Origin of the sequence: Actinomadura sp. 3N508 (genome assembly GCF_044326375.1) — a bacterium.
In the GTDB taxonomy this organism is placed as follows: Bacteria; Actinomycetota; Actinomycetes; order Streptosporangiales; family Streptosporangiaceae; genus Spirillospora.
On sequence record NZ_JBIRAX010000002.1, the window covers coordinates 516271 to 535752 of the forward strand.

Genomic DNA, 19482 nt, shown 5'->3' on the forward strand with positions numbered 1-19482 from the left:
TCCATGTGGGAGTCCCCATGAGAAAAGCAGACCGACGGCGTCCGGTGCCGATCGTCGCGCTGGTCGCGGCGCTGATCCTGGCGCTGGCCGGGTGCGGTTCGGACGGCGCCGCCGAATCCGGCAAGCCGCTCCGCAAGATCACCTTCAATCTGGCGTATTTCCCGCAGGGCAGCACGGGCGGCGTGTTCGCCGCGATCGACCAGGGCTTCTACAAGGCCGAGGGCCTCGACGTCGAGGCCGTGCGCGGATACGGGGGCACCCGCACGGTCAACGAGATCGACCAGGGCAAGTGGGACTTCGGCTACGGCGACCCGGTCAGCGTCATCCTCAACCGGGCCGCCGGCGGGAAGGCCGTCATGGTCGGCGCGCTCAACACCGTGTGGCCGGGCGGGCTGTGCTACGACGCCGGCAAGCACCAGATCAACACGCTGCAGGACCTCAAGGGCCTGGTGCTCGGCGGCGGCGCCACGTCCCCGATCCAGAGCCTGCTGCCGGTGTGGCTGGAGGCCAACGGGCTCCCCCGCGACCACATCAAGCTGCTCAAGATGGACCCGGCCGTCGTCGACACCTCCTTCATCCAGGGCAAGACCGACCTGGACGACTGCTGGGCCGCGAGCAACCGCGCCAACGTCCTGAAGCTGGCCGAGCAGGCCGGCAAGAACATCAAGTGGATCGAGTACCGCGACCACAAGCTCGACATGTACGGCAACGGGATCGTCACGTCCACGCAGCGGATCCAGCAGGACCCGGCGCTGGTGAAGGCGTTCCTGCGCGCCACCTACAAGGGCTACGCCTACATGCGCGAGCACCCGGAGAAGGTCGCCGAGTACATCGCCTCGAAGAACCCGCAGCTCGACCCGAAGGTCCTGACCCAGCAGGCCACCGACATGAACAAGCTGATCAACGATCCGCGCACCGCGTCCCAGGGCCTCGGCTGGTTCGACGCGGCCCGGATGACCTCGACCGTCGAGACGATCCGGCGCGCCTTCCAGGTGAAGCGGGAGATCGCGCCGACCGACGTCTACACCAACGACCACCTCAAGTGAGAGCCACGTCAGACCCCGCGAGGAAGGTGACCGCGATGCCGGCCGCACGTCCCAGAAAGCTCGGCCACCTGGTGCTCCAGGTCCGCGACATCCACAAGTCCGTCGAGTTCTACACCGAGATCGTCGGGCTGACCGTGTCCGACTGGATCGCCGACCAGATGGTGTTCCTGCGCTGCGGGCCCGACCATCACGACCTCGGCCTCGCCCAGCTTCCCCCCGAGGAGGCCGCGGCGGCGCCGCGCCGGGTCGGCGAGCGCGCCGGGCTGGAGCACTTCTCCTACGAGGTCGGCGGGCTGGAGGAGCTGGAGGCCGCCGCCGACTTCCTCGCCGAGCGGGACGTGGAGATCGTCCGCGGCATCGGCAAGCACGGGCCCGGCGAGAACCTCTTCCTCGTCTTCCTCGACCCGGACGGCAACTACGTCGAGTTCTACGCCGACATGGTGAAGGTCGACGCCGACCACCCGCACACGGCGCAGGTGTGGGACGACACGGTCGAGGCGTACGACCAGTGGCGGTTCGAGCGGTTCCGCGTCCCGGCCCCGGCCCTCTATGAGGAGAAGGCGGAGGGCCGCCCATGATCCGCCGCGCGCTCAGGGTGGCGGAACCGGTGCTGCTGGTCGCCGTCATCCTGGCCGCTTGGGAGTTCCTGCCCGGCGCGCTGAACGTCAAGGCCTACCTGCTGCCCACCTTCAGCGACGTCCTGTCCGCGGGGTGGACGGCCCGGTCGAGCCTGACCGACTTCCTCTGGATCACCTCCCGGGAGGTGCTGCTGGGCTTCCTGCTCGCGGCGGCCGGCGGGCTGCTGCTGGCGGTGCTGATCTACGGGTCGGCCTTCCTGCGCCGGACGCTCTACCCCCTGCTGGTCGCCCTTCAGGGGCTGCCGAAGGTGGCGCTGGCGCCGCTGTTCGTCATCTGGTTCGGGTACGGCCTGGGCTCGAAGGTGCTGATGGCCTTCCTGTTCGCGCTGTTCCCGGTGGCGATCTCCACGCTCGGCGGGCTGGCCGGGACCCCGGCCCATCTGGAGGAGCACTTCCGGGCGCTGCGCGCGTCCCGGTGGGCGACGTTCGCGCAGCTGCGCGTCCCGTACGCGCTGCCCGCGGTGATCGACGGCTGCAAGGTCGCGATGCCGCTCGCGGTGATCGGGGCGATCGTCGGCGAGTTCGTCGGCGCGGACGAGGGGCTCGGAATGCTGATCCAGTCCGCCGCGTCCAGCAACCGCACCGACCTGGTGTTCGCCTCCCTGCTGCTGGTCACCCTTCTGTCCTTCGTCCTGTACGGCGTCATCGAGCTGCTCGGCCGCCTGGTGTGGTGGCGGGGCCGAGCGGCCGCCTGAAAATCTGATTGGAGCTGATCCCCGTGGCGAAGCTGCGGCACATCGCGATCGCGGTCAACGACCTTGAGGCCGCGTCGAAGTTCTACCGCGAGACGTTCGAGATGGAGGTCGCCGGCGAGACCGAGTCGCCGATCGCGTCCGGCGTCTACCTGACCGACGGCACGGTCTGCCTGGCGCTGCTGAACTACAAGACCGACGAGGCCGCCGGGCTGGAACGCGGCAAGGAGTACGTCGGCGTCCACCACTTCGGCTTCTGGTGCGACGACCTCGACGAGCAGGGGAAGCTGATCGAGGCCAACGGCGGGCGGTTCTTCATGGACCTCCCGCTGGCCAAGGACTCCCTCTACTACGAGGCCAAGTACCGCGACCCCGACGGCGTGATCTTCGACATCTCCGAGAACGGCTGGGTGGGAGCGGCCCGATGACCCGGTCCACCCGGCGGGTCCTGGAGCCGTCCCCGCAAGCGGCGGGGACGGCCGCGCCCGACGCCCCGGCCGCGGTGCGGCTGGCCGGGGCGGCGAAGACCTTCCGGGGCCGCGAGGACGTGCGCGCCCTCGACCCGATCGACCTGACCGTCCCGGCCGGGGAGTTCGTGGCGATCGTGGGCCCGAGCGGCTGCGGCAAGAGCACGCTGCTGCGCATCGTGGCCGGGCTGGTCGACGCCGATCCGGGCGGGCAGGTGGAGGTGCAGGGCCGTCCGGTCGACGGCACCCCGCCCGGCCTGGGGGTCGTGTTCCAGACGCACAACCTCCTCCCGTGGCGGACGGTCGAGGCGAACGTCGGGCTCGGCGCCAAGCTCGCCGGGATCCCCAAGGCGGAGATCGCCGGCCGGGTGCCGCCCATGCTGGAGATGCTCGGCCTGTCGGGGTTCGCCGGCAAGCACCCGCACGAGCTGTCGGGCGGCATGCGGCAGCGGGCCGCGCTGGGCCAGGCGCTGGTGTGCCGCCCGGACATCCTGCTGCTGGACGAGCCGTTCGGCGCCCTCGACGCGCTGACCCGCGACCGGCTCAACGTCGAGCTGCTGAGGATCTGGCAGGAGCTGCGGCAGACCGTGCTGCTGGTCACGCACAGCATCGCCGAGGCGGTGTTCCTCGCCGACCGGATCATCGTCATGTCCCAGCGTCCCGGCACCGTGGTCGAGGACCTGCGGGTGGACATCGCCCGTCCCCGCGACCCGTCGACCACGCGGGCGCTACCCGAGTTCACCGAGGCCGCCCAGCGGCTGAGCCACCTGATGGGCGTCACGTAGCCGCGCGGAAGGACGGCCTCGAAGCAGCGGCAACGACTTTGAAGCAGGAGGAACGACCTTGAACCAGCAGGACCGGACGCGCGAGCGCCTCCACGGCGTGGTCACCGCCACGCCGACCACCTTCGGCGCGGGCGGCGACCTCGACGAGGGGCGGTTCCGCGAGCTCGTGGAGGGCTACGTCGCGGCGGGCGTGCACGGCATCTCCGTGGCCGGCAGCCAGGGCGAGTTCTACGTCCTGGACGCGGCCGAGCGGCTGCGGCTGATGGAGATCACCGTCGAGACGGTCGCCGGACGGGTCCCGGTGTACGCGGGCACCGGCGCGGTCTCCACGCGGGAGTCGATCGCGCTGACCCGGGCGGCCGAGTCGATCGGCGTGGACGTCGCGATGGTGATCACCCCGTACTTCCTGGCGCCGTCCGGCCGCGAGCTGGCCGAGCACTTCCGGACGGTCGCCGCCGCCAGCGCGCTGCCCGTGCTGCTCTACAACAACCCGCCGCGCACGGGCGTCAACGTGACCCCCGACGTCTACGCGGACTGCGCCCGCTCCGGCAACATCATCGGCGTCAAGGACAGCAGCGGCGACCTCAGCCAGGGCGTGGAGTACCTGCTCACCGAGCCGGGCGGCTGCCTGCTGTTCTCCGGCCGCGACACCATCACGATGGCGCTGCTCGCGCACGGCGGGGCGGGCGCGATCTCCCCGGCGGCGAACGTGTTCCCGCGGCTCGTGTGCCGGATGTACGACGCCGTCCGGGCGGGCGACCTGGCCACCGCGCGCCGGATCAACGACGCGCTGGCGCCGCTGCGCCGGGCCTGGGCGCTGGGCTCGTTCCCGGTGGTCATCAAGGAGGCGATGGCGGTCGTGGGCCTCGACCCCGGCCCGGCACGCGCCCCGATCTCCCCGCTGCCGCCCGAGCGCCGGGCACGGCTCACCGCCGTGGTGGAGGAGATCAGGGAATTCGAGCGGGACGCCGTTCCGGCGACAAGCGGGGTGTGAATGGCGGAGGTGATGAACGCGGCCGCACCGGGCGCTCTCGCGGATCATGTGCTGGAGCGCCTGTTCACCGGGGCCAGGACGGCGAACCGGTTCGTGGGACGTCCCGTCCCCGACCGGCTGCTGCGCGAACTGTACGAGCTGGTGAAATTCGGCCCGACCGCAAGCAACCTTTGTCCGGCCCGATTCACCTTTGTGCGGGGACACGAGGCCAAGGAACGGTTGCTTCGCGCTCTCGATCCGGGGAACGTGGAGCGCACGAGGGAGGCACCGGTCACCGTGATCGTCGGCTGGGCAGAGGACTTCCATCTCCGGGGGCCGGAACTCTTCCCCGGGCGGCCCGATCTCGTCGCCGTCCACGCGGGGGACGAGCGGAAGGAGGCCAGGCGGGAAGTCGCATTCCGGAACTCCAGCCTGCAGGGAGCGTATATGATCCTTGCCGCCCGGGCACTGGGTCTAGATTGCGGGCCGATGTCGGGTTTCGACCCAGAAGTCATCGAAAGGGATTTCTTTCCCGACCGGAAGACGCGGGTCAACTTCCTGTGCAACCTCGGCTACGCCGATCGTGCCGCGCAGTTCCCGAGGCTTCCCCGGCTGCCGTTCGACGAAGCCTGCACGCTTCTGTAGCCGGGAATTCGACATCGATATGGAGGATGGTCCACATCGCTGGGACTAGGTCGGAGGAAATCCGGCAGCGGATCGCGGAGGACATCGTCTCCGGCCGGCTCAAACCGGGGCAGCGGCTGGAGGAACTGCAGCTCGCCGATCAGTTCAACGTGTCCCGTACACCGGTGCGCGACGCGCTGCGCGAGCTCAGCGGCACGGGGCTGGTCGAGATCCGCCCCAACCGGGGCACCTGGGTCGCCGAGATCGACGCCGAGCAGCTGGAGGAGCTCTTCGAGGCGTTCGCCGAGATCGAGGCGCTGTGCGCGCGGCTGTGCGCGGTACGGCTCACGGTGATCGAACGGCGGCGGCTGGAACTGCTCCACGAGGAGTCCGAGTCGTACGTCACCGCCGGCGACCACGAAGGCTACGCGCGGCTGAACGAGCAGATCCACAACGCGATCTACCAGGGCAGCCGCAACCACGCCCTGTTCGAGATCGTCCGCGGGCTGCGGCATCGCACGGCGCCGTTCCGGGTGCCGCAGTTCTACATCACGAACGACCGGATGAAGAACTCCTACGCAGAACACGGCGCGCTGCTCGCGGCCATCCTCCAGGAGGACTCGCAGGCCGCCTACGCCGCCATGTACTCCCACATCGCCAACTCGTCGGTCAACGTCATCGGCTACCTGCGCGAGAGCCTGCACAAGTGAGCGACGAGCCGGTCACGTACGTCCGGACGGGCACGGCCGGGACCCCGGCCGTGGTCTGCCTGCACGGCATCGGCTCCAACGCCGACGCGTTCCGCGACGTCCTGGCCCTGCTGGCCCCCACCCACCAGGGCATCGCCCCGAACACCCCCGGCTACGGCGGCTCGATCCCACTGCCCACCGCCCACCCGGCGGTCACCGACTACGCGACCGCCCTGGTGGCCTTCCTTGACCGCCTCGCCCTCCCGGCCTGGCATCTGGTCGGCAGCTCGATGGGCGCGTTGATCGCAGCCGCGGTGGCCGCCGCCCACCCCGGCCGGGTCGAGTCGCTCCTGCTGACCGCCCCGGCCACCGGCGCGGGCCGGACACCCGAGACCCGCCAGGCCGAACTGACCGCCCGCGCCGACCTGATAGCCCTGGGCCCCGCCCGGATGGCCGAGACCCGGGCCCCTCAGCTCATCGCGGGCAACGCGCCGGGCCCCCTCCACGCGGTCAAGGAAGCGACCCGAGCGCTGGACCCCGCCGCGTACATGCAAGCCGCCCACGTCCTGGCCGGCGGCGACATCTTCACCTACACCCCGCACATTCAGGCCCGGACCCTGATCGTCTGCGGCACCGCCGACAAGGTCGCCCCACCGGAGGACCACGCCCGCCCGATCTCCGAAGCCATCCCCGGCTCGGAACTGGTCCTCCTCCCAGACCTGGGCCACGTCATCGAGCTGGAGGCTCCCGAGGCCCTGGCGGCTCTGATAGCCCGCCACACGACCTCGCCCTGACACCCGTCGGCCAGGTCGCCGGCGGCCGAAGGCACCACCACCCGGCCTGAGAAATCCGATCGATCGGTCATCCGGCGTCCGCCCGGACACGAACGTTGGGCGATCGCTCGCGGTCGGGTGGACGTGATGCCTCGGTCACCGGAGGCGCGGGCGGCGCGACCCCACTGTGTGAAGGGACGGAAACATGAAGGGCAAACGCGTATCGCAGATCGGCAGGCGGACGGCGATGATCTCGCTCGCCGGCGTCGCCGCCGCGACGGCGCTGGTGGGCACCGCGCCCACCGCCGCGGCCGCCCCGACCGGCTGCGCCGGCAGGCAGGTCAACGGCCAGAACTACGAGAGCACGTGCACCGGCGGCACCGGAGAGCACCGCGTGTGGGCGCGGCAGGACGTCCCCTTCCTCGGCATTCTCGATTGCTTCGGGCCGTGGGTGCCGGCGAGTTCCGTCTCAAGCGTGACCTGCAGCATCCACCAGACCGTCTTCGTCACGCACCAGACCCGGGGATGACGCCCGGCCGCTGACCGGAACAGCCCTTGATCGTCCGCCTCTCCGCCTGGAGCAGGCCGAGATCAAGGGCTGTCCCCTTGGGAGGATGCGTGGATTCACACCGTGCGCGGGGAGGGTGGCGATGCGGGCCTGACGTTCGCCTGCCGGACGGGCAGGCAGGACGCCTGGCTCGGCCTCATCGAGCTTCAGTGGGCGACTCGGCGGCGCTAGCGGATTCGGGCGGAGAAGGCCCGCCGGTAGGTGGTCGGGGGGACGCCCACCACGCGGGTGAAGTGGTGGCGCAGGTTGGCGGGGGTGCCGAGGCCCGAGCGCCGGGCGATCTGGTCGACGGGAAGGGACGTCGTCTCCAGGAGTTCGCGGGCGTGGTCGATCCGGATGCCGCGCAGCCAGGCCATCGGGGTCGTGCCGGTCGTGGCGTGGAAGCGGCGGATCAGGGTGCGCGGGGTGACGTTGGCGCGGCGGGCCAGGGTGGTGACGGTCAGGGGCTCGTGGAGGCGGCCGCGGGCCCAGTCGAGGAGCGGGCCCAGTTCGTCCGGGGCCTGGACGGGGACGGACGCGTCGATGTACTGGGCCTGGCCGCCGGGACGGTGCGCGGGCATGACGAGCCGTTTGGCGAGCGCGCTCGCGACGGCGGCGCCGTGGTCGGTGCGGACGACGTGCAGGCACAGGTCGAGCCCGGCGGCGGTGCCCGCGCTGGTCAGGATGTCGCCGTCGTCCACGTAGAGGACGGACGCGTCCACCCGCACCTCCGGGTGGCGGCGGGCGAGCTGGTCGGCGTGCATCCAGTGGGTGGTGGCCGGGCGGCCGGCGAGGAGCCCGGCGGCGGCGAGGACGAACGCGCCCGTGCACAGCGCCACGATGCGGGCGCCGTTGGCGTGTGCGGCGCGGACGGCGTCGACCAGGTCGGGCGGCTGGTCGTCGAGGACGTTCGCGCAGGCGGGGATCACGACGGTGTCCGCGTCGGCCAGCGCATCGAGCCCGTGCTGGGTGTGGGCGGCGAATCCGGCGGCGGTGCGCGTTCCGGCGGGTGCGCACAGGCGGAAGTCGTACCACCAGCCGGCGAGGCCCGGACGCTCGTAGCCGAACACCTCGCACGGGATCGCCAACTCGAAGATCGGCACACCCTCGGTCACGGCCACGGCGAGCTTGTGCATGTCACAAATTTAGCGATGATGGTCGCTTGTGCCACTTCTGCCGCCGCCCCGGCGGCGCGAGGCTGAGGGCATGGACGATTTCCCTGATGGGCGGGGCTCCTTCGATCCGGCCTCGCCGGCCGCCGAGCGGGTGTGGCGGCATGTGGTCGAGCTGCTGGAACGCGAGCGCGCGGAGATCGCCGGGCGGGACGTGAGCGCGCCGGTCGACGTCAGAGGGCTGCGGGCCGCGATCGGCGCCTACGACTTCGGGCGCCCGGTGTCGCCGGAAGATGTGATCGACGAAGTCGCGGGGTTGCTTCGCGCGACGACCGTCCACACGACGCATCCGCGCTATTTCGGCCTGTTCAACCCGACTCCCACGCTGATGGGAGTGGTCGGGGAGACGCTCGCGGCCGCGTTCAACCCGCAGATGGCGGCGTGGTCGCATGCCCCGGCCGCCGTCGAGATCGAGGCCCATTTGCTGCGCTTCCTCGGCGGACGGCTCGGCTACCCGCCCGAGCAGGTGGCCGGGTCTTTCACCAGCGGCGGTGCGGAGGCGAACCTGACGGGCGTGCTGCTGGCGCTCACCCGGACGTGGCCCCGGTACGGCGAGGACGGCCTGCGGGCCCTGCCCGGCCGCCCGGTGATGTACGCGTCCGCGGAGAGCCACCTGGCCTGGCTCAAGATCGCGCACGCCACGGGGCTTGGGCGGGACGCGGTCCACCTCGTGCCCACCGGGCCTGACCTGCGGCTGGACGTCCAGGCGCTGGCCCGGCGGGTCGCGGAGGACCGGGCGAACGGCGACCTTCCGTTCCTCGTCGTCGCGACCGCCGGGACGACCGGCGCCGGAGCCATCGACCCGCTGCCCGAGCTGGCCGACCTCTGCGCCGACCGCGGGCTCCGCCTCCACGTCGACGCCGCCTACGGTGGCGCGGCGGCGCTCTCCGACCGGCTGCGCCCGGCGCTGAACGGCATCGAGCGCGCCGACTCGATCACCCTGGACGCGCACAAGTGGCTGAGCGTCCCGATGGGGGCGGGCGCGCTGCTGACCACCGACGGCGAGGGGCTGGCGGAGACGTTCCGGGTCACCACGTCCTACATGCCGGACGACGTCCCCGACACCGTCGACCCGTACACGTCCAGCCAGCAGTGGTCGCGAAGGTTCATGGGCCTGAAGCTCTTCCTCAGCCTGGCCGTCGCGGGCCGCGCCGGATACGCCGGGCAACTCGACCACGACGCGGCCCTCGCGGACGACCTCCGCGATCGTCTCCGCGCCACCGGCTGGACCATCGTCAACGACACCCCGCTCCCCGTCGTCTGCTTCGCCGACCCCGCCGACGCGACGTGGGATCACCACGACGCGCTCGCGCGGCGGGTCGTCGGCAGCGGGCGGGCGTGGATCAGCCCCGTGAAGGTGGCCGGGCGTGCCGCGCTCCGCGCCTGCGTCATCAGCCACCGGACGACGCCGGCCGATGTCGGCGAACTCGTCCAGGCGGTGAACGACGCGAGGAAATGAGGGCCCCGCGCGCCGGAGGCCCTGGTCGGGAACGAATTACTTGCTCATGAAACTGATCGGTGATTAATCGGGAATGACTGAGGGTCATGAAGACCCTCAAGATCGGATCCGGCGGGCGGGACGGCGAACCCGGCGATTCCTCCACCCTCTTCAAGGCGGAGGGGCCGGCCCGCACCGACTGGATCGTGTACGGCCTGACCGCGGGGCTGTCCATGGCGTTCGTGATCTGGGGCGCGGTGTGGACGGACAGCCTCAGCTCAACGGCCCAGTCCGTCCTGGACTGGCTCCTCGCGAACGTGGGCTGGCTGTTCGTCCTCGCCGCGACCGGGTTCGTGATCTTCTCGCTGTGGCTGGCGCTGAGCAGGTACGGCAGGATCCCGCTCGGCCGGGAGGACGAGGAACCGGAGTTCCGGACGATCTCGTGGATCGCGATGATGTTCAGCGCGGGCATGGGCATCGGGCTGATGTTCTTCGGCATCGCGGAGCCGCTCACGCACTACGTGGAGCCGCCGCCCGGGACCGTCGCGCCGCAGAGCGAACCGGCCATCGAGACCGCGATGGCCACGACGATCTTCCACTGGACGCTGCATCCGTGGTCGATCTACGCCGTGCTCGGCCTCGCGATCGGGTACGGGCACTACCGGCGCGGCCGCAGCCAGCTGATCAGCTCGGCGTTCGTGCCGCTGATCGGGCGGCACGGGACGGGCCCGCTCAGCAAGCTCATCGACATCCTCGCCCTGTTCGCGACGCTGTTCGGCTCGGCCGCCTCGCTCGGCATCGGCGCCCTGCAGATCCGCACCGGGCTGCAGGAGGCCGGCTGGATCGAGTCGCTCGGCACCACCGTCCTCGTGCTGATCATCGTGGTGCTGACGATCGGCTTCGTCCTGTCGGCGGTGTCCGGCATCGCCCGCGGCATCCAGTGGCTGTCCAACATCAACATGGTGCTGGCGGCCGTCCTCGCGTTCTTCGTGTTCGTCGTCGGGCCGACGGTGTTCATCCTGGAACTGCTGCCCACCACGATCGGCGCGTACATCCGGGACTTCGGCGACATGGCGTCGCGCTCGGGCGCGACCGGCGGCAAGCCCATGCAGGACTACCTCGCCGACTGGACGATCTTCTACTGGGCGTGGTGGATCTCCTGGTCCCCGTTCGTCGGCATGTTCCTCGCCCGGATCAGCCGCGGGCGCACCATCCGCCAGTTCGTCGCCGGGGTGATCCTCGTGCCGAGCGTGGTCAGCCTGGTCTGGTTCGTGATCTTCGGTGGGACGGCGATCCGCCAGCAGCACGAGCAGCTCGACCCGTACGGCGACGGCTCGGAGGAGCAGATCACCTTCAACGTCCTCGGCAACCTGCCGTGGGAGCTGCTCACCGCGATCGTCGTGATGGTCCTCGTCGCGATCTTCTTCGTGTCGGGCGCGGACGCGGCGTCGATCGTCATGGGCACGCTGTCGCAGCGCGGCTCGACCTCGCCCGCCCGCTGGATGGTCATCTTCTGGGGCGCGATGACCGGCGGCGTCGCCGCGATCATGCTGGTGATCGGCGGGGACAAGGCGCTGAGCGGCATCCAGAACATCACCTTCATCGGCGCGCTGCCGTTCGCGATCGTGCTGATCCTGCTGTGCTTCTCGCTGGCCAAGGACATCCGCGACGACCCGATGATGCGCCGCCAGACCAAGGGCGCCGAGGTGCTGGAGGGCGCGGTCGTCGCCGGCACCGAACGCCACAAGGGCGACTTCGAGCTCGTGACGCAGCCCTCCCCGGAGGACGACGAACCACCGCCCACCGACGCCCCGCGCCCGTGACCGTCCGCTGCCCGGCCTCCCCGCGGCCTCTCCCGCGCCGCGGGGTGCCGGGTCAGGCGTAGGGGTTCTTGCCCTCCTTCAGGCGGGTGGCGAACTCCTTCAGGGCGTCCAGGGCACGGAGGTAGGGCATCGGGCCGTAGGAGATGCGGGCCACTCCGGCGGCGGCCAGGGCGGCGACGGACGAGCCGGGCATCTGGTTCGCGTTGACCGGGCCCGGCAGCTCCTCGACCAGCGTCGGGACGGCGTCCAGCGGCGCGGTGATCGGGTAGACGCAGTCGGCCCCGGCCTCAAGGTAGAGGCGGCCCCGGGCGATCGCGGCGTCGACCGCGTCGGGCAGCTGGGCGATGAACGTGTCGGTCCGGGCGTTGATCACCAGCGCGTCACCGGCGGCGGCGCGGACGGCGGCGAGGTACTCGGCCTGCGTCTCCGGCTCGGCGAGCTTCCCGCCGTAGGTGTCCTCCAGGTTGCAGCCCGCGGCGCCGATGGCGAGCAGCCGCTCGGCGAGCTCGCCCGGCGCCAGCCCGTAGCCCGCCTCGGCGTCCACGGTGACGGGCACGGACACGGCCCTGATCACCCGTCCGGCGGCGGCGAACATCTCCTCGGCGGGCGCGCCCTCGTGGTCGGGATAGCCGAGCATCGCCGACACGGCGGCGCTGGCCGTCGCGAGCGCCGGGAAGCCCGCCTCCTCGACGGTCGTGGCGCTCCCCGCGTCCCAGACGTTCGGCAGCAGCAGCGGGTCACCGGGTCGGTGCAGGTCACGGAGTACGGCGGCATTGTCGGTCATCGGTTCTCCCTTCCCCTCATCGAATGGACTAGACAGACCGCCGAAGTGTGACATCCGCCCCGGACATTAAGCCGGGCAATTCTGCGGGACGCCGTCCCGGGCGTTCACCCGCCGGGCGGGCTGGGTTAGCGTCGAGATGATCAGCCGAACCGGAAGAGGGAGTGCGCATGCTGCCGTGGTCCGCCGAGCTCGCCGGCCGCCTTGAAGAGCACGTCGTCAGCAGCGAGCTGCTGCGCGGCAACCCGCTGGGCGACCCGCACGAGCGGCCCGTCCTGGTGTACGTCCCGCCCGGTTACGACGACGAGCCGGAGCGCCGCTACCCCAGCGTGTACGCGATCCAGGGGTTCACCGGGCACATCGAGATGTGGCGCAACCGGATGCCGTACCGGCAGCCGTTCCCGGAGACCGCGGACGCGGTGTTCGCCTCCGGCGAGGCCCCGCCCGCGATCGTGGTGTTCGTGGACGCCTGGACGGCGCACGGCGGCAGCCAGTTCGTCGACTCGCCCGGCACCGGCCGCTACCACTCCTACATCTGCGACGAGGTCGTCCCGTGGGTGGACGCCAACTTCCGGACGCTGGACGCCCCGCGGCACCGCGCGATCAGCGGCAAGTCCAGCGGCGGCTACGGCGCGATGATCACGCCGATGCTGCGTCCCGACCTGTTCGGCGCGCTCGCCACGCACGCGGGCGACGCGCTGTTCGAGTACTGCTACCTGCCCGAGTTCCCCAAGTGCGTCCGGCATCTGCGCAAGTACGACGGCGACATCTGGCGCTGGTGGGACGACTTCAAGGGGCGCGTCGCGTTCACCCAGCCCGAGGACATGGAGCTGATCAACGTCCTGGCCATGGCGCTGTGCTATTCCGCCCGTGAGGACGGCACGCCCGAGCTGCCGTTCGACCCGGTCACCGGCACGCTCCGCCCGGACGTCTGGGACCGCTGGCTGGCGTGGGACCCGGTCCGGATGGTGCCGGGTCACGCCGAGGCGATGCGCTCGCAGCGGGCGATCTGGATCGACGGCGGGACGCGCGACGAGTGGTTCCTGGACGTCGGCGCGCAGGCGTTCCGCCAGTCGCTCCTCGACGCCGGCGTCCAGGAGGACGTGATCCGCTTCGAGCTGTTCGACGCGGGCCACGGCGGGATCGACTACCGCTACCCCCTCGCCCTCGCCTGGCTCTGCCACGCCATCGCCCCCTGACGCCCCTTCGGCGCCCCTCGACACCCCGCGACGCCCCTCGGCGCCCCTTGGCGCCCGGCGGCGTCCGCGCTGCACAGCGGCGGGGTTTCGAGTTTTCGCTTAACTACGCGCCATGGATTGAAAATCCAATCCCACTTGGACTCATTGACACAATTCATAACTAGGAGTGCACTTCGGGACAGCTCACCTGGTTGAGCTGTCCCGTCCCAACCCCCCCGCCGGACGGGTGCCGGCTCGCGCGGAGGCGCTCCCACAAGTCCTCCACGTGCCGCGCCATGCCCGGCACGTGGAAGGAGCACCCCCGTGAGACACCAGACCGCGATCGGGGCGGCGGCGCTGTCCGCCTGCCTCGCCGTGGCGTTGTCCGCCCCCGCCATAGGTGCGACAGCCGGTACCACCTCCCCCGCCAAGCCCGACCCGCGCACGCTCGCCGCCGGCTCCGCCGACCGCGTCGTCGCGGCCCAGCCGTCGACGTACAAGACGGCGCCTGAGGACGACATCTTCCGCCTCGGAGTCGTGTCCTCCCTGAACGGCCTCCAGCACGTGTCCTACGCGCGGACGCACGCCGGCCTGCCGGTGTTCGGCGGCGACTTCGTCGTCACGACGGACGCGAGCGGCACCGTGCTGAGCAGCTCCGTCAGCCAGACCAAGGCGCTCGACGTCGACACGACGGCGAAGATCTCGGCGGCGCAGGCCGCGAAGACCTCCCGCGCCCGCGTGTCCAAGGTCGAGAGCGCCTCCACGCCGCAGCTGACGGTGCTGGCGGACGGTGCCGGACGCCTCACGTACGAGACCGTCGTCACCGGCGTCCACAAGAAGGCCCCGACGAAGCTGCACGTGTTCGTCGACGCCAAGACCGGCAAGGTCGTCCGGACGTTCGACGAGGTCACCGCCGCGGGCGCGGGCGCGGGAGCCGCGGCCGTGGCCGACGACCGCAGCCACTACCACGGCACCGTCGACATCAGCACCGCGGCGACGTCCATGACCGACCCGGCGCGCCCGGGCCTGTCGTGCGGCGGCCAGAACGGCCAGACGTTCACGGGCGCCGACAGCGCCTGGGGCAACGGCAGCGGCACCGACCTGGAGACCGCCTGCGTCGACGCCATGCACGCCGCCCAAAAAGAATGGGACATGCTGAAGGAGTGGCTCGGCCGCAACGGCATGAACGGCAGTGGCCGCGGCTTCCCGATGCGCGTCGGCCTGAACCAGGCCAACGCGTTCTGGAACGGCCAATACACCAACTACGGCCGTAACCAGGCCGGCACCAAGCAGGCCACGGGCATGGACGTCGTCGGCCACGAGAACGGCCACGGGATCTTCCAGAACACGCCCGGCGGCTCCACCGGCGGCAACGGCAACGAGAAGGGCGGCATGAACGAGTCGGCCGGCGACATCTTCGGTGCGCTGGTCGAGTTCTACGCCAACGAGCCCGAGAACCTCGACCCGCCGGACTACCTGGTCGGCGAGGAGGTCGACCTGGTCGGCCGCGGCCCGATCCGCAACATGTACAACCCGTCGCTGGTCAACAACGACCCGAACTGCTACTCGTCCTCGATCCCGCGCACCGAGGTGCACAAGGCGGCCGGCCCGCAGAACCACTGGTTCGTGCTGCTGGCCGTGGGCTCGAACGGGACCCCGGCGAGCCCGACGTGCAACAACTCGACCGTCACCGGGATCGGCATCCAGAAGGCCGGAAAGGTCTTCATGGAGGGCCTGAACCGGAAGACGACGGCCTGGAGCCACGCGGCCGCCCGGACGGCGACCGTCAACGCCGCCAAGCAGCTGTTCCCCGGCTCCACCGCCGAGTGCACGTCGGTGAAGGCCGCGTGGGCAGCGGTGAGCGTCCCGGCGCAGTCCGGTGAGCCCGCCTGCTGAGTGACGGCCGGTTCCTGACCATCTCGTAACCCGCGGCCCGTGACGGGGCCCGCTCCCCCGTCGCGGGCCGCTCCCTTTGCCCGTTCTCCAGGAGGAACAACGCATGAGATCGCGCACCATGGCGACTCTGGGGGCGGCCGCCCTGGCCCTCTCCACCCTGCTGCCCGGCGCGGCCGCGTCGGCATCCCCGGCGGCCCCGGCAGCGCCTCCTGCGGCACGCGCCGCAGCGCCCGACATCCCGCTCGCCAACGTCAAGGCACACCTGTCGCAGCTGCAGACCATCGCCAGCAGCAACGGCGGGAACCGCTCCCACGGCCGTCCCGGGTTCCGCGCGTCCATCGACTTCGTGAAGGGCAAGCTGGACGCGGCCGGGTACCAGACGTCCATCCAGTCGTTCACCTACCTCGGCGCGACCGGCTACAACCTGATCGCGGACTGGCCGGGCGGCGACGTCAACAACACCCTGATGGTCGGCGCGCATCTCGACAGCGTCTCGGCGGGCCCCGGCATCAACGACAACGGCTCGGGTTCCGCCGCGAACCTGGAGGTCGCCCTCGCCGTCGCCCGCGAGGGCTACAAGCCGGACAGGCACCTGCGTTTCGGCTGGTGGGGCGCCGAGGAGCTCGGCCTCATCGGGTCGAAGTACTACGTCAACAACCTGCCCGCGGCCGAGCGGTCGAAGATCAAGGGCTATCTGAACTTCGACATGGTCGGCTCTCCCAACCCCGGCTACTTCGCCTATGACGGCGACGGGACGAGCGGGGGCGGCGGCCCGGCCGGGTCCGCGGAGATCGAGAGGGTCCTCCGCGAGCACTTCGCGTCGATCAACGTCCCCGTCGAGGACACGGCGTTCGACGGCCGCTCCGACTACGGCCCGTTCATCCAGTACGGGATCGCCGCCGGCGGCCTGTTCACCGGCGCCGAGGGACGCAAGACGACCGCGCAGGCGCAGAAGTGGGGCGGCCAGGCGGGCGTCGCCTACGACCGCTGCTACCACGCGTCGTGCGACACCACGGCCAACATCAACGACACGGCGCTCGACCGCAACGCCGACGCCATCGCGCACGCCGTCTGGACGCTGGCCGGTGGCGGCGGCACCCAGCAGCCCGGCGACACCGTCTTCGCCGACGACCTCGAGTCCGACAAGGGCTGGACGGCGGACTTCGGCGGCGCCGACACGGCCACGGGGGGCGCGTGGGAGCACGGCACCCCGGAGCCGACCACCTGGTCCGGGACGGCGCTCCAGCTCGCCGCGGCGGGCGGCTCCGGCGCGCTCGTCACGGGCGCCGCGGCCGGGTCCGCCGCCGGGACCTACGACCTCGACGGCGGCGCCAGCAGCATCCAGTCGCCGGAGATCGCGCTGCCGGCCGGGGCGAAGACGCTGTCGTTCTCCTGGTTCCTCGGGCACCTGAACAACAGCTCCGCGGACGACCATCTGCGGGTGCGGCTCGTGGGACCGAACGGGTCCACGACCGTCCTGGACGAGCGGGGCGCCGCGGCGAACCGTGCGGCGGTCTGGCAGACGAAGACGGCGGATGTCTCCGCATATGCGGGTCAGAACGTCCGTCTCGTCGTGGAGGCCGCGGACGCGGGCACGGCGAGCCTCATCGAGGCCGGCCTGGACTCCATCAAGATCACCAAGTGAGCCGCCCGCGTTCACCCAGCTCAAGGGGACATTTCAGAATTTTCGATGGCCCCGTTCACCGATGTTGAAAATCCAGTGGCGAATGGATCCGTTGACACCCGACCCGCCGTCACGGTCCAATTTTGGACAGCCCGACATCACTCCCAAGGGCTGACATAAGGCGGCCGCACGGGACGAAATCTCGGCCCGGCCCGTGCATCGCCGCCGCCCAGTCGGGGCCCCGCCCCCCGCCGGGCCCCTGGCGCCCTCGTCCGGCCTCTCCGCCGGACGGGGGCCCGGGGCCCTTAAACCCTCCCTGGACGAGCGCCCGCCCCCGCGCCACCGGGATGTCGGCCCCACGGGTCACAATGGGGGCATGTGCCGCAGTATCAAGACTCTTCGACCGCCGTTCACCGACGACGTGACCGACCAGGACGTCAGGGCGGCAGCGCTCCAGTACGTCCGCAAGATCTCCGGGTTCCGGGCGCCCGCGTCCCACAACGCCGAGGCGTTCGACCGGGCCGTCGAGGAGATCGCCCAGAGCACCGCCGCCCTGCTGAACTCCCTGCAAGTCCGAGGCCGCCGGGCGAGCTGACCCCGGGTATGGCCTACTCGGCGGCGACGAGCTCGGCGATCTGGACGGTGTTGAGCGCGGCCCCCTTGCGGAGGTTGTCGCCGGAGCAGAACAGGGCGAGGCCGTTGTCGACGGTCTCGTCGCGGCGGATGCGGCCCACGTAGGTCGGGTCCTGGCCCGCGGCCTGGAGCGGCGTCGGGACGTCCGACAGCACGACGCCGGGCGCGCCCGACAGCAGCTCGCTCGCCCGCTCAGGGCTCAGCGGCCGTTCGAAGCGGGCGTTCACCTGCAGCGAATGGCCCGTGAAAACGGGGACGCGGACGCATGTCCCGGAGACCTTCAGGTCCGGGATCTCCAGGATCTTGCGGCTCTCGTTGCGGAGCTTCTGCTCCTCGTCGGTCTCGGCGAGCCCGTCGTCCACGATCGACCCGGCCATCGGCAGCACGTTGAACGCGATCGGCCGCACGTAGACCGACGGCTCGGGGAACTCCACCGCCGCGCCGTCATGGGTCAGCCGGTCCGCGTTCTGGACGACCTTGGTCGCCTGGTCGTGCAGCTCCGCAACCCCGGCGAGCCCGCTCCCGGACACCGCCTGGTAGGTGGACACGACGAGCGCGGCCAGCCCGGCCTCGGCGTGCAGCGGGCGCAGCACCGGCATCGCGGCCATCGTCGTGCAGTTCGGGTTGGCGATGATCCCCTTGGGGCGGCGCGCCGCCGCGTGCGGGTTGACCTCGGCGACGACCAGCGGCACCTCCGGGTCCATCCGCCAGCCGGACGAGTTGTCGATCACGACGGCGCCGGCGGCGGCGACCTTCGGCGCCAGCTCCTTCGACGTGGTCTTCCCGGCGGAGAACAGCACGATGTCGAGGCCCGAGTAGTCGGCGGTCGCCGCGTCCTCGACGGTGATCTCGGAGCCCTGCCATGGCAGTGTGCGTCCGGCCGAGCGGGCCGAGGCGAACAGCCGCAGCTCGGTGACCGGGAATCCGCGTTCGGCCAGGATGTCGCGCATCACGCCGCCGACCTGTCCGGTGGCCCCGACGATCCCGATTCTCATGCCGCTCCCTCTGGTAGTCGCTGTGACCTGGAGTGTTGCCCAGGCCGTCTCAGGTCGTCCAATCAATAACCCTACGCAGAGGGTTCAAGCGTTCCTAAACGGAAGCCCCCGGACGGCCGCCCACCGGAGCCCGCCTGGGAGCCCTCCCGGAGCCCGCCGGGAGCCCGCCGGGAGCCCGCCCAGGACGCAACGGAACGCCCTGGAACGGCTCGGAACGCCCGCGGGGCGGCCCGTCCACGAGCGTACGTCGGGGGCCGCACCCTGAGCCGCCACGGGCGCATTCAGGGATGAATCAGGGCGAATCCGGATGTCAGGGTTACCCGCCACTGGGCATGATCGGGGCATGGACATGAACAAGAACTCCGCCACCGCCGCCGCCACCACCGACGAGAAGAAGCTCAGACGCACCCGCGACGACCGGATCCTCGCCGGCGTCTGCTCGGGCGCCGCGCGCTTCCTCGGCATCGACGCCAACATCATCAGGGTCGCCCTGGCCGTCTTCACCATCTTCGGTGGCGCCGGGATCGCGCTCTACGCCATCGGCTGGGTGCTGATCCCCGAGGAGGGCGCCGAGAAGGCCATCGCCGAAGACATGATCAAGAAGGCGAGCGACTCCCCGGCCTTCCAGGACGCCGTCAAGAAGACCCGGGACGCCTTCAACAAGCCCCGCGCCAACGCCTGACGGCGCCAGGGCGCATGAGCCGCCCA

20 protein-coding genes are annotated in these 19482 nt (G+C 71.1%); 17 read left to right on the plus strand and 3 right to left on the minus strand.

Translation table 11 applies throughout. From position 1 onward, the window contains the following. Window positions 1–17 precede the first annotated feature (17 nt). From ACH34S_RS08690 to ACH34S_RS08735, 10 genes are all read left to right on the plus strand, one after another. Window positions 18–1046 carry an ABC transporter substrate-binding protein gene (locus ACH34S_RS08690; protein WP_395951945.1) on the plus strand — a complete coding sequence of 343 codons (1029 nt, stop codon included), beginning with the start codon at window positions 18–20 and terminating at the stop codon, window positions 1044–1046. A gap of 35 nt (window positions 1047–1081) precedes the next feature. After that, window positions 1082–1624: a VOC family protein gene (locus ACH34S_RS08695; protein WP_395951946.1), complete on the plus strand. Its 543-nt coding sequence runs from the start codon at window positions 1082–1084 to the stop codon at window positions 1622–1624. Beyond that, complete coding sequence (locus tag ACH34S_RS08700) at window positions 1621–2379, plus strand: ABC transporter permease (RefSeq protein WP_395951947.1); 759 nt, start codon at window positions 1621–1623, stop codon at window positions 2377–2379. Before ACH34S_RS08695 ends, ACH34S_RS08700 begins: the two co-directional genes overlap by 4 nt. Window positions 2380–2402: 23 nt before the next feature. After that, window positions 2403–2804 (plus strand): VOC family protein, encoded by a 402-nt coding sequence (locus ACH34S_RS08705; RefSeq protein ID WP_395951948.1) that lies wholly within the window; start codon window positions 2403–2405, stop codon window positions 2802–2804. Continuing rightward, window positions 2801–3628 carry an ABC transporter ATP-binding protein gene (locus ACH34S_RS08710; protein WP_395951949.1) on the plus strand — a complete coding sequence of 276 codons (828 nt, stop codon included), beginning with the start codon at window positions 2801–2803 and terminating at the stop codon, window positions 3626–3628. The genes ACH34S_RS08705 and ACH34S_RS08710 overlap by 4 nt, the downstream gene beginning before the upstream one ends. A 58-nt stretch (window positions 3629–3686) precedes the next feature. After that, window positions 3687–4622: a 4-hydroxy-tetrahydrodipicolinate synthase gene (gene dapA, locus ACH34S_RS08715; protein ID WP_395951951.1), complete on the plus strand. Its 936-nt coding sequence runs from the start codon at window positions 3687–3689 to the stop codon at window positions 4620–4622. Further along, window positions 4623–5246, plus strand: a complete 624-nt coding sequence (locus ACH34S_RS08720) for a malonic semialdehyde reductase (RefSeq protein WP_395951952.1) — start codon at window positions 4623–4625, stop codon at window positions 5244–5246. A gap of 26 nt (window positions 5247–5272) precedes the next feature. Beyond that, window positions 5273–5935: a GntR family transcriptional regulator gene (locus ACH34S_RS08725; protein ID WP_395951953.1), complete on the plus strand. Its 663-nt coding sequence runs from the start codon at window positions 5273–5275 to the stop codon at window positions 5933–5935. Further along, window positions 5932–6708, plus strand: coding sequence for an alpha/beta fold hydrolase (locus ACH34S_RS08730; RefSeq protein ID WP_395951954.1), 777 nt, complete (start codon window positions 5932–5934; stop codon window positions 6706–6708). The genes ACH34S_RS08725 and ACH34S_RS08730 overlap by 4 nt, the downstream gene beginning before the upstream one ends. A gap of 184 nt (window positions 6709–6892) precedes the next feature. Then, window positions 6893–7216: a hypothetical protein gene (locus ACH34S_RS08735; RefSeq protein WP_395951955.1), complete on the plus strand. Its 324-nt coding sequence runs from the start codon at window positions 6893–6895 to the stop codon at window positions 7214–7216. A 206-nt stretch (window positions 7217–7422) separates the two neighbouring features. Here ACH34S_RS08735 and ACH34S_RS08740 read toward each other — a convergent pair whose 3' ends face one another. Then, the gene (locus ACH34S_RS08740) at window positions 7423–8370 is read right to left on the minus strand and encodes a GlxA family transcriptional regulator (protein ID WP_395951956.1); all 948 of its coding nucleotides are present in this window, start codon (window positions 8368–8370) and stop codon (window positions 7423–7425) included. Between the two features lie 70 nt (window positions 8371–8440). Between ACH34S_RS08740 and ACH34S_RS08745 the strand changes: the two genes are divergently transcribed. Both ACH34S_RS08745 and ACH34S_RS08750 read left to right on the plus strand, forming a co-directional pair. After that, entirely contained in the window at window positions 8441–9865 is a 1425-nt protein-coding gene (locus tag ACH34S_RS08745; protein ID WP_395951958.1) for a pyridoxal phosphate-dependent decarboxylase family protein, read from the plus strand. 86 nt (window positions 9866–9951) lie between these two features. Next, window positions 9952–11667, plus strand: coding sequence for a BCCT family transporter (locus tag ACH34S_RS08750; protein ID WP_395951959.1), 1716 nt, complete (start codon window positions 9952–9954; stop codon window positions 11665–11667). Window positions 11668–11719: 52 nt separating this feature from the next. Here ACH34S_RS08750 and ACH34S_RS08755 read toward each other — a convergent pair whose 3' ends face one another. Continuing rightward, window positions 11720–12451 carry an isocitrate lyase/phosphoenolpyruvate mutase family protein gene (locus ACH34S_RS08755; RefSeq protein WP_395951960.1) on the minus strand — a complete coding sequence of 244 codons (732 nt, stop codon included), beginning with the start codon at window positions 12449–12451 and terminating at the stop codon, window positions 11720–11722. Between the two features lie 167 nt (window positions 12452–12618). Between ACH34S_RS08755 and ACH34S_RS08760 the strand changes: the two genes are divergently transcribed. From ACH34S_RS08760 to ACH34S_RS08775, 4 genes are all read left to right on the plus strand, one after another. Next, on the plus strand, window positions 12619–13647 hold the full coding sequence (locus tag ACH34S_RS08760) for an alpha/beta hydrolase (protein WP_395951961.1): 1029 nt from the start codon (window positions 12619–12621) through the stop codon (window positions 13645–13647). A gap of 303 nt (window positions 13648–13950) precedes the next feature. Then, complete coding sequence (locus ACH34S_RS08765; RefSeq protein ID WP_395951962.1) at window positions 13951–15522, plus strand: M4 family metallopeptidase; 1572 nt, start codon at window positions 13951–13953, stop codon at window positions 15520–15522. A 103-nt stretch (window positions 15523–15625) separates the two neighbouring features. Then, entirely contained in the window at window positions 15626–17167 is a 1542-nt protein-coding gene (locus tag ACH34S_RS08770) for a M28 family peptidase (RefSeq protein ID WP_395951963.1), read from the plus strand. Window positions 17168–17522: 355 nt separating this feature from the next. Further along, window positions 17523–17741 carry a DUF2277 domain-containing protein gene (locus ACH34S_RS08775; RefSeq protein WP_395951964.1) on the plus strand — a complete coding sequence of 73 codons (219 nt, stop codon included), beginning with the start codon at window positions 17523–17525 and terminating at the stop codon, window positions 17739–17741. Window positions 17742–17754: 13 nt separating this feature from the next. On the opposite strand, the gene ACH34S_RS08780 is transcribed toward ACH34S_RS08775, so the two are convergent. Further along, on the minus strand, window positions 17755–18774 hold the full coding sequence (locus tag ACH34S_RS08780) for an aspartate-semialdehyde dehydrogenase (protein ID WP_395951965.1): 1020 nt from the start codon (window positions 18772–18774) through the stop codon (window positions 17755–17757). A gap of 343 nt (window positions 18775–19117) precedes the next feature. Between ACH34S_RS08780 and ACH34S_RS08785 the strand changes: the two genes are divergently transcribed. Then, entirely contained in the window at window positions 19118–19456 is a 339-nt protein-coding gene (locus ACH34S_RS08785) for a PspC domain-containing protein (RefSeq protein ID WP_395951966.1), read from the plus strand. Window positions 19457–19482: the final 26 nt, after the last annotated feature.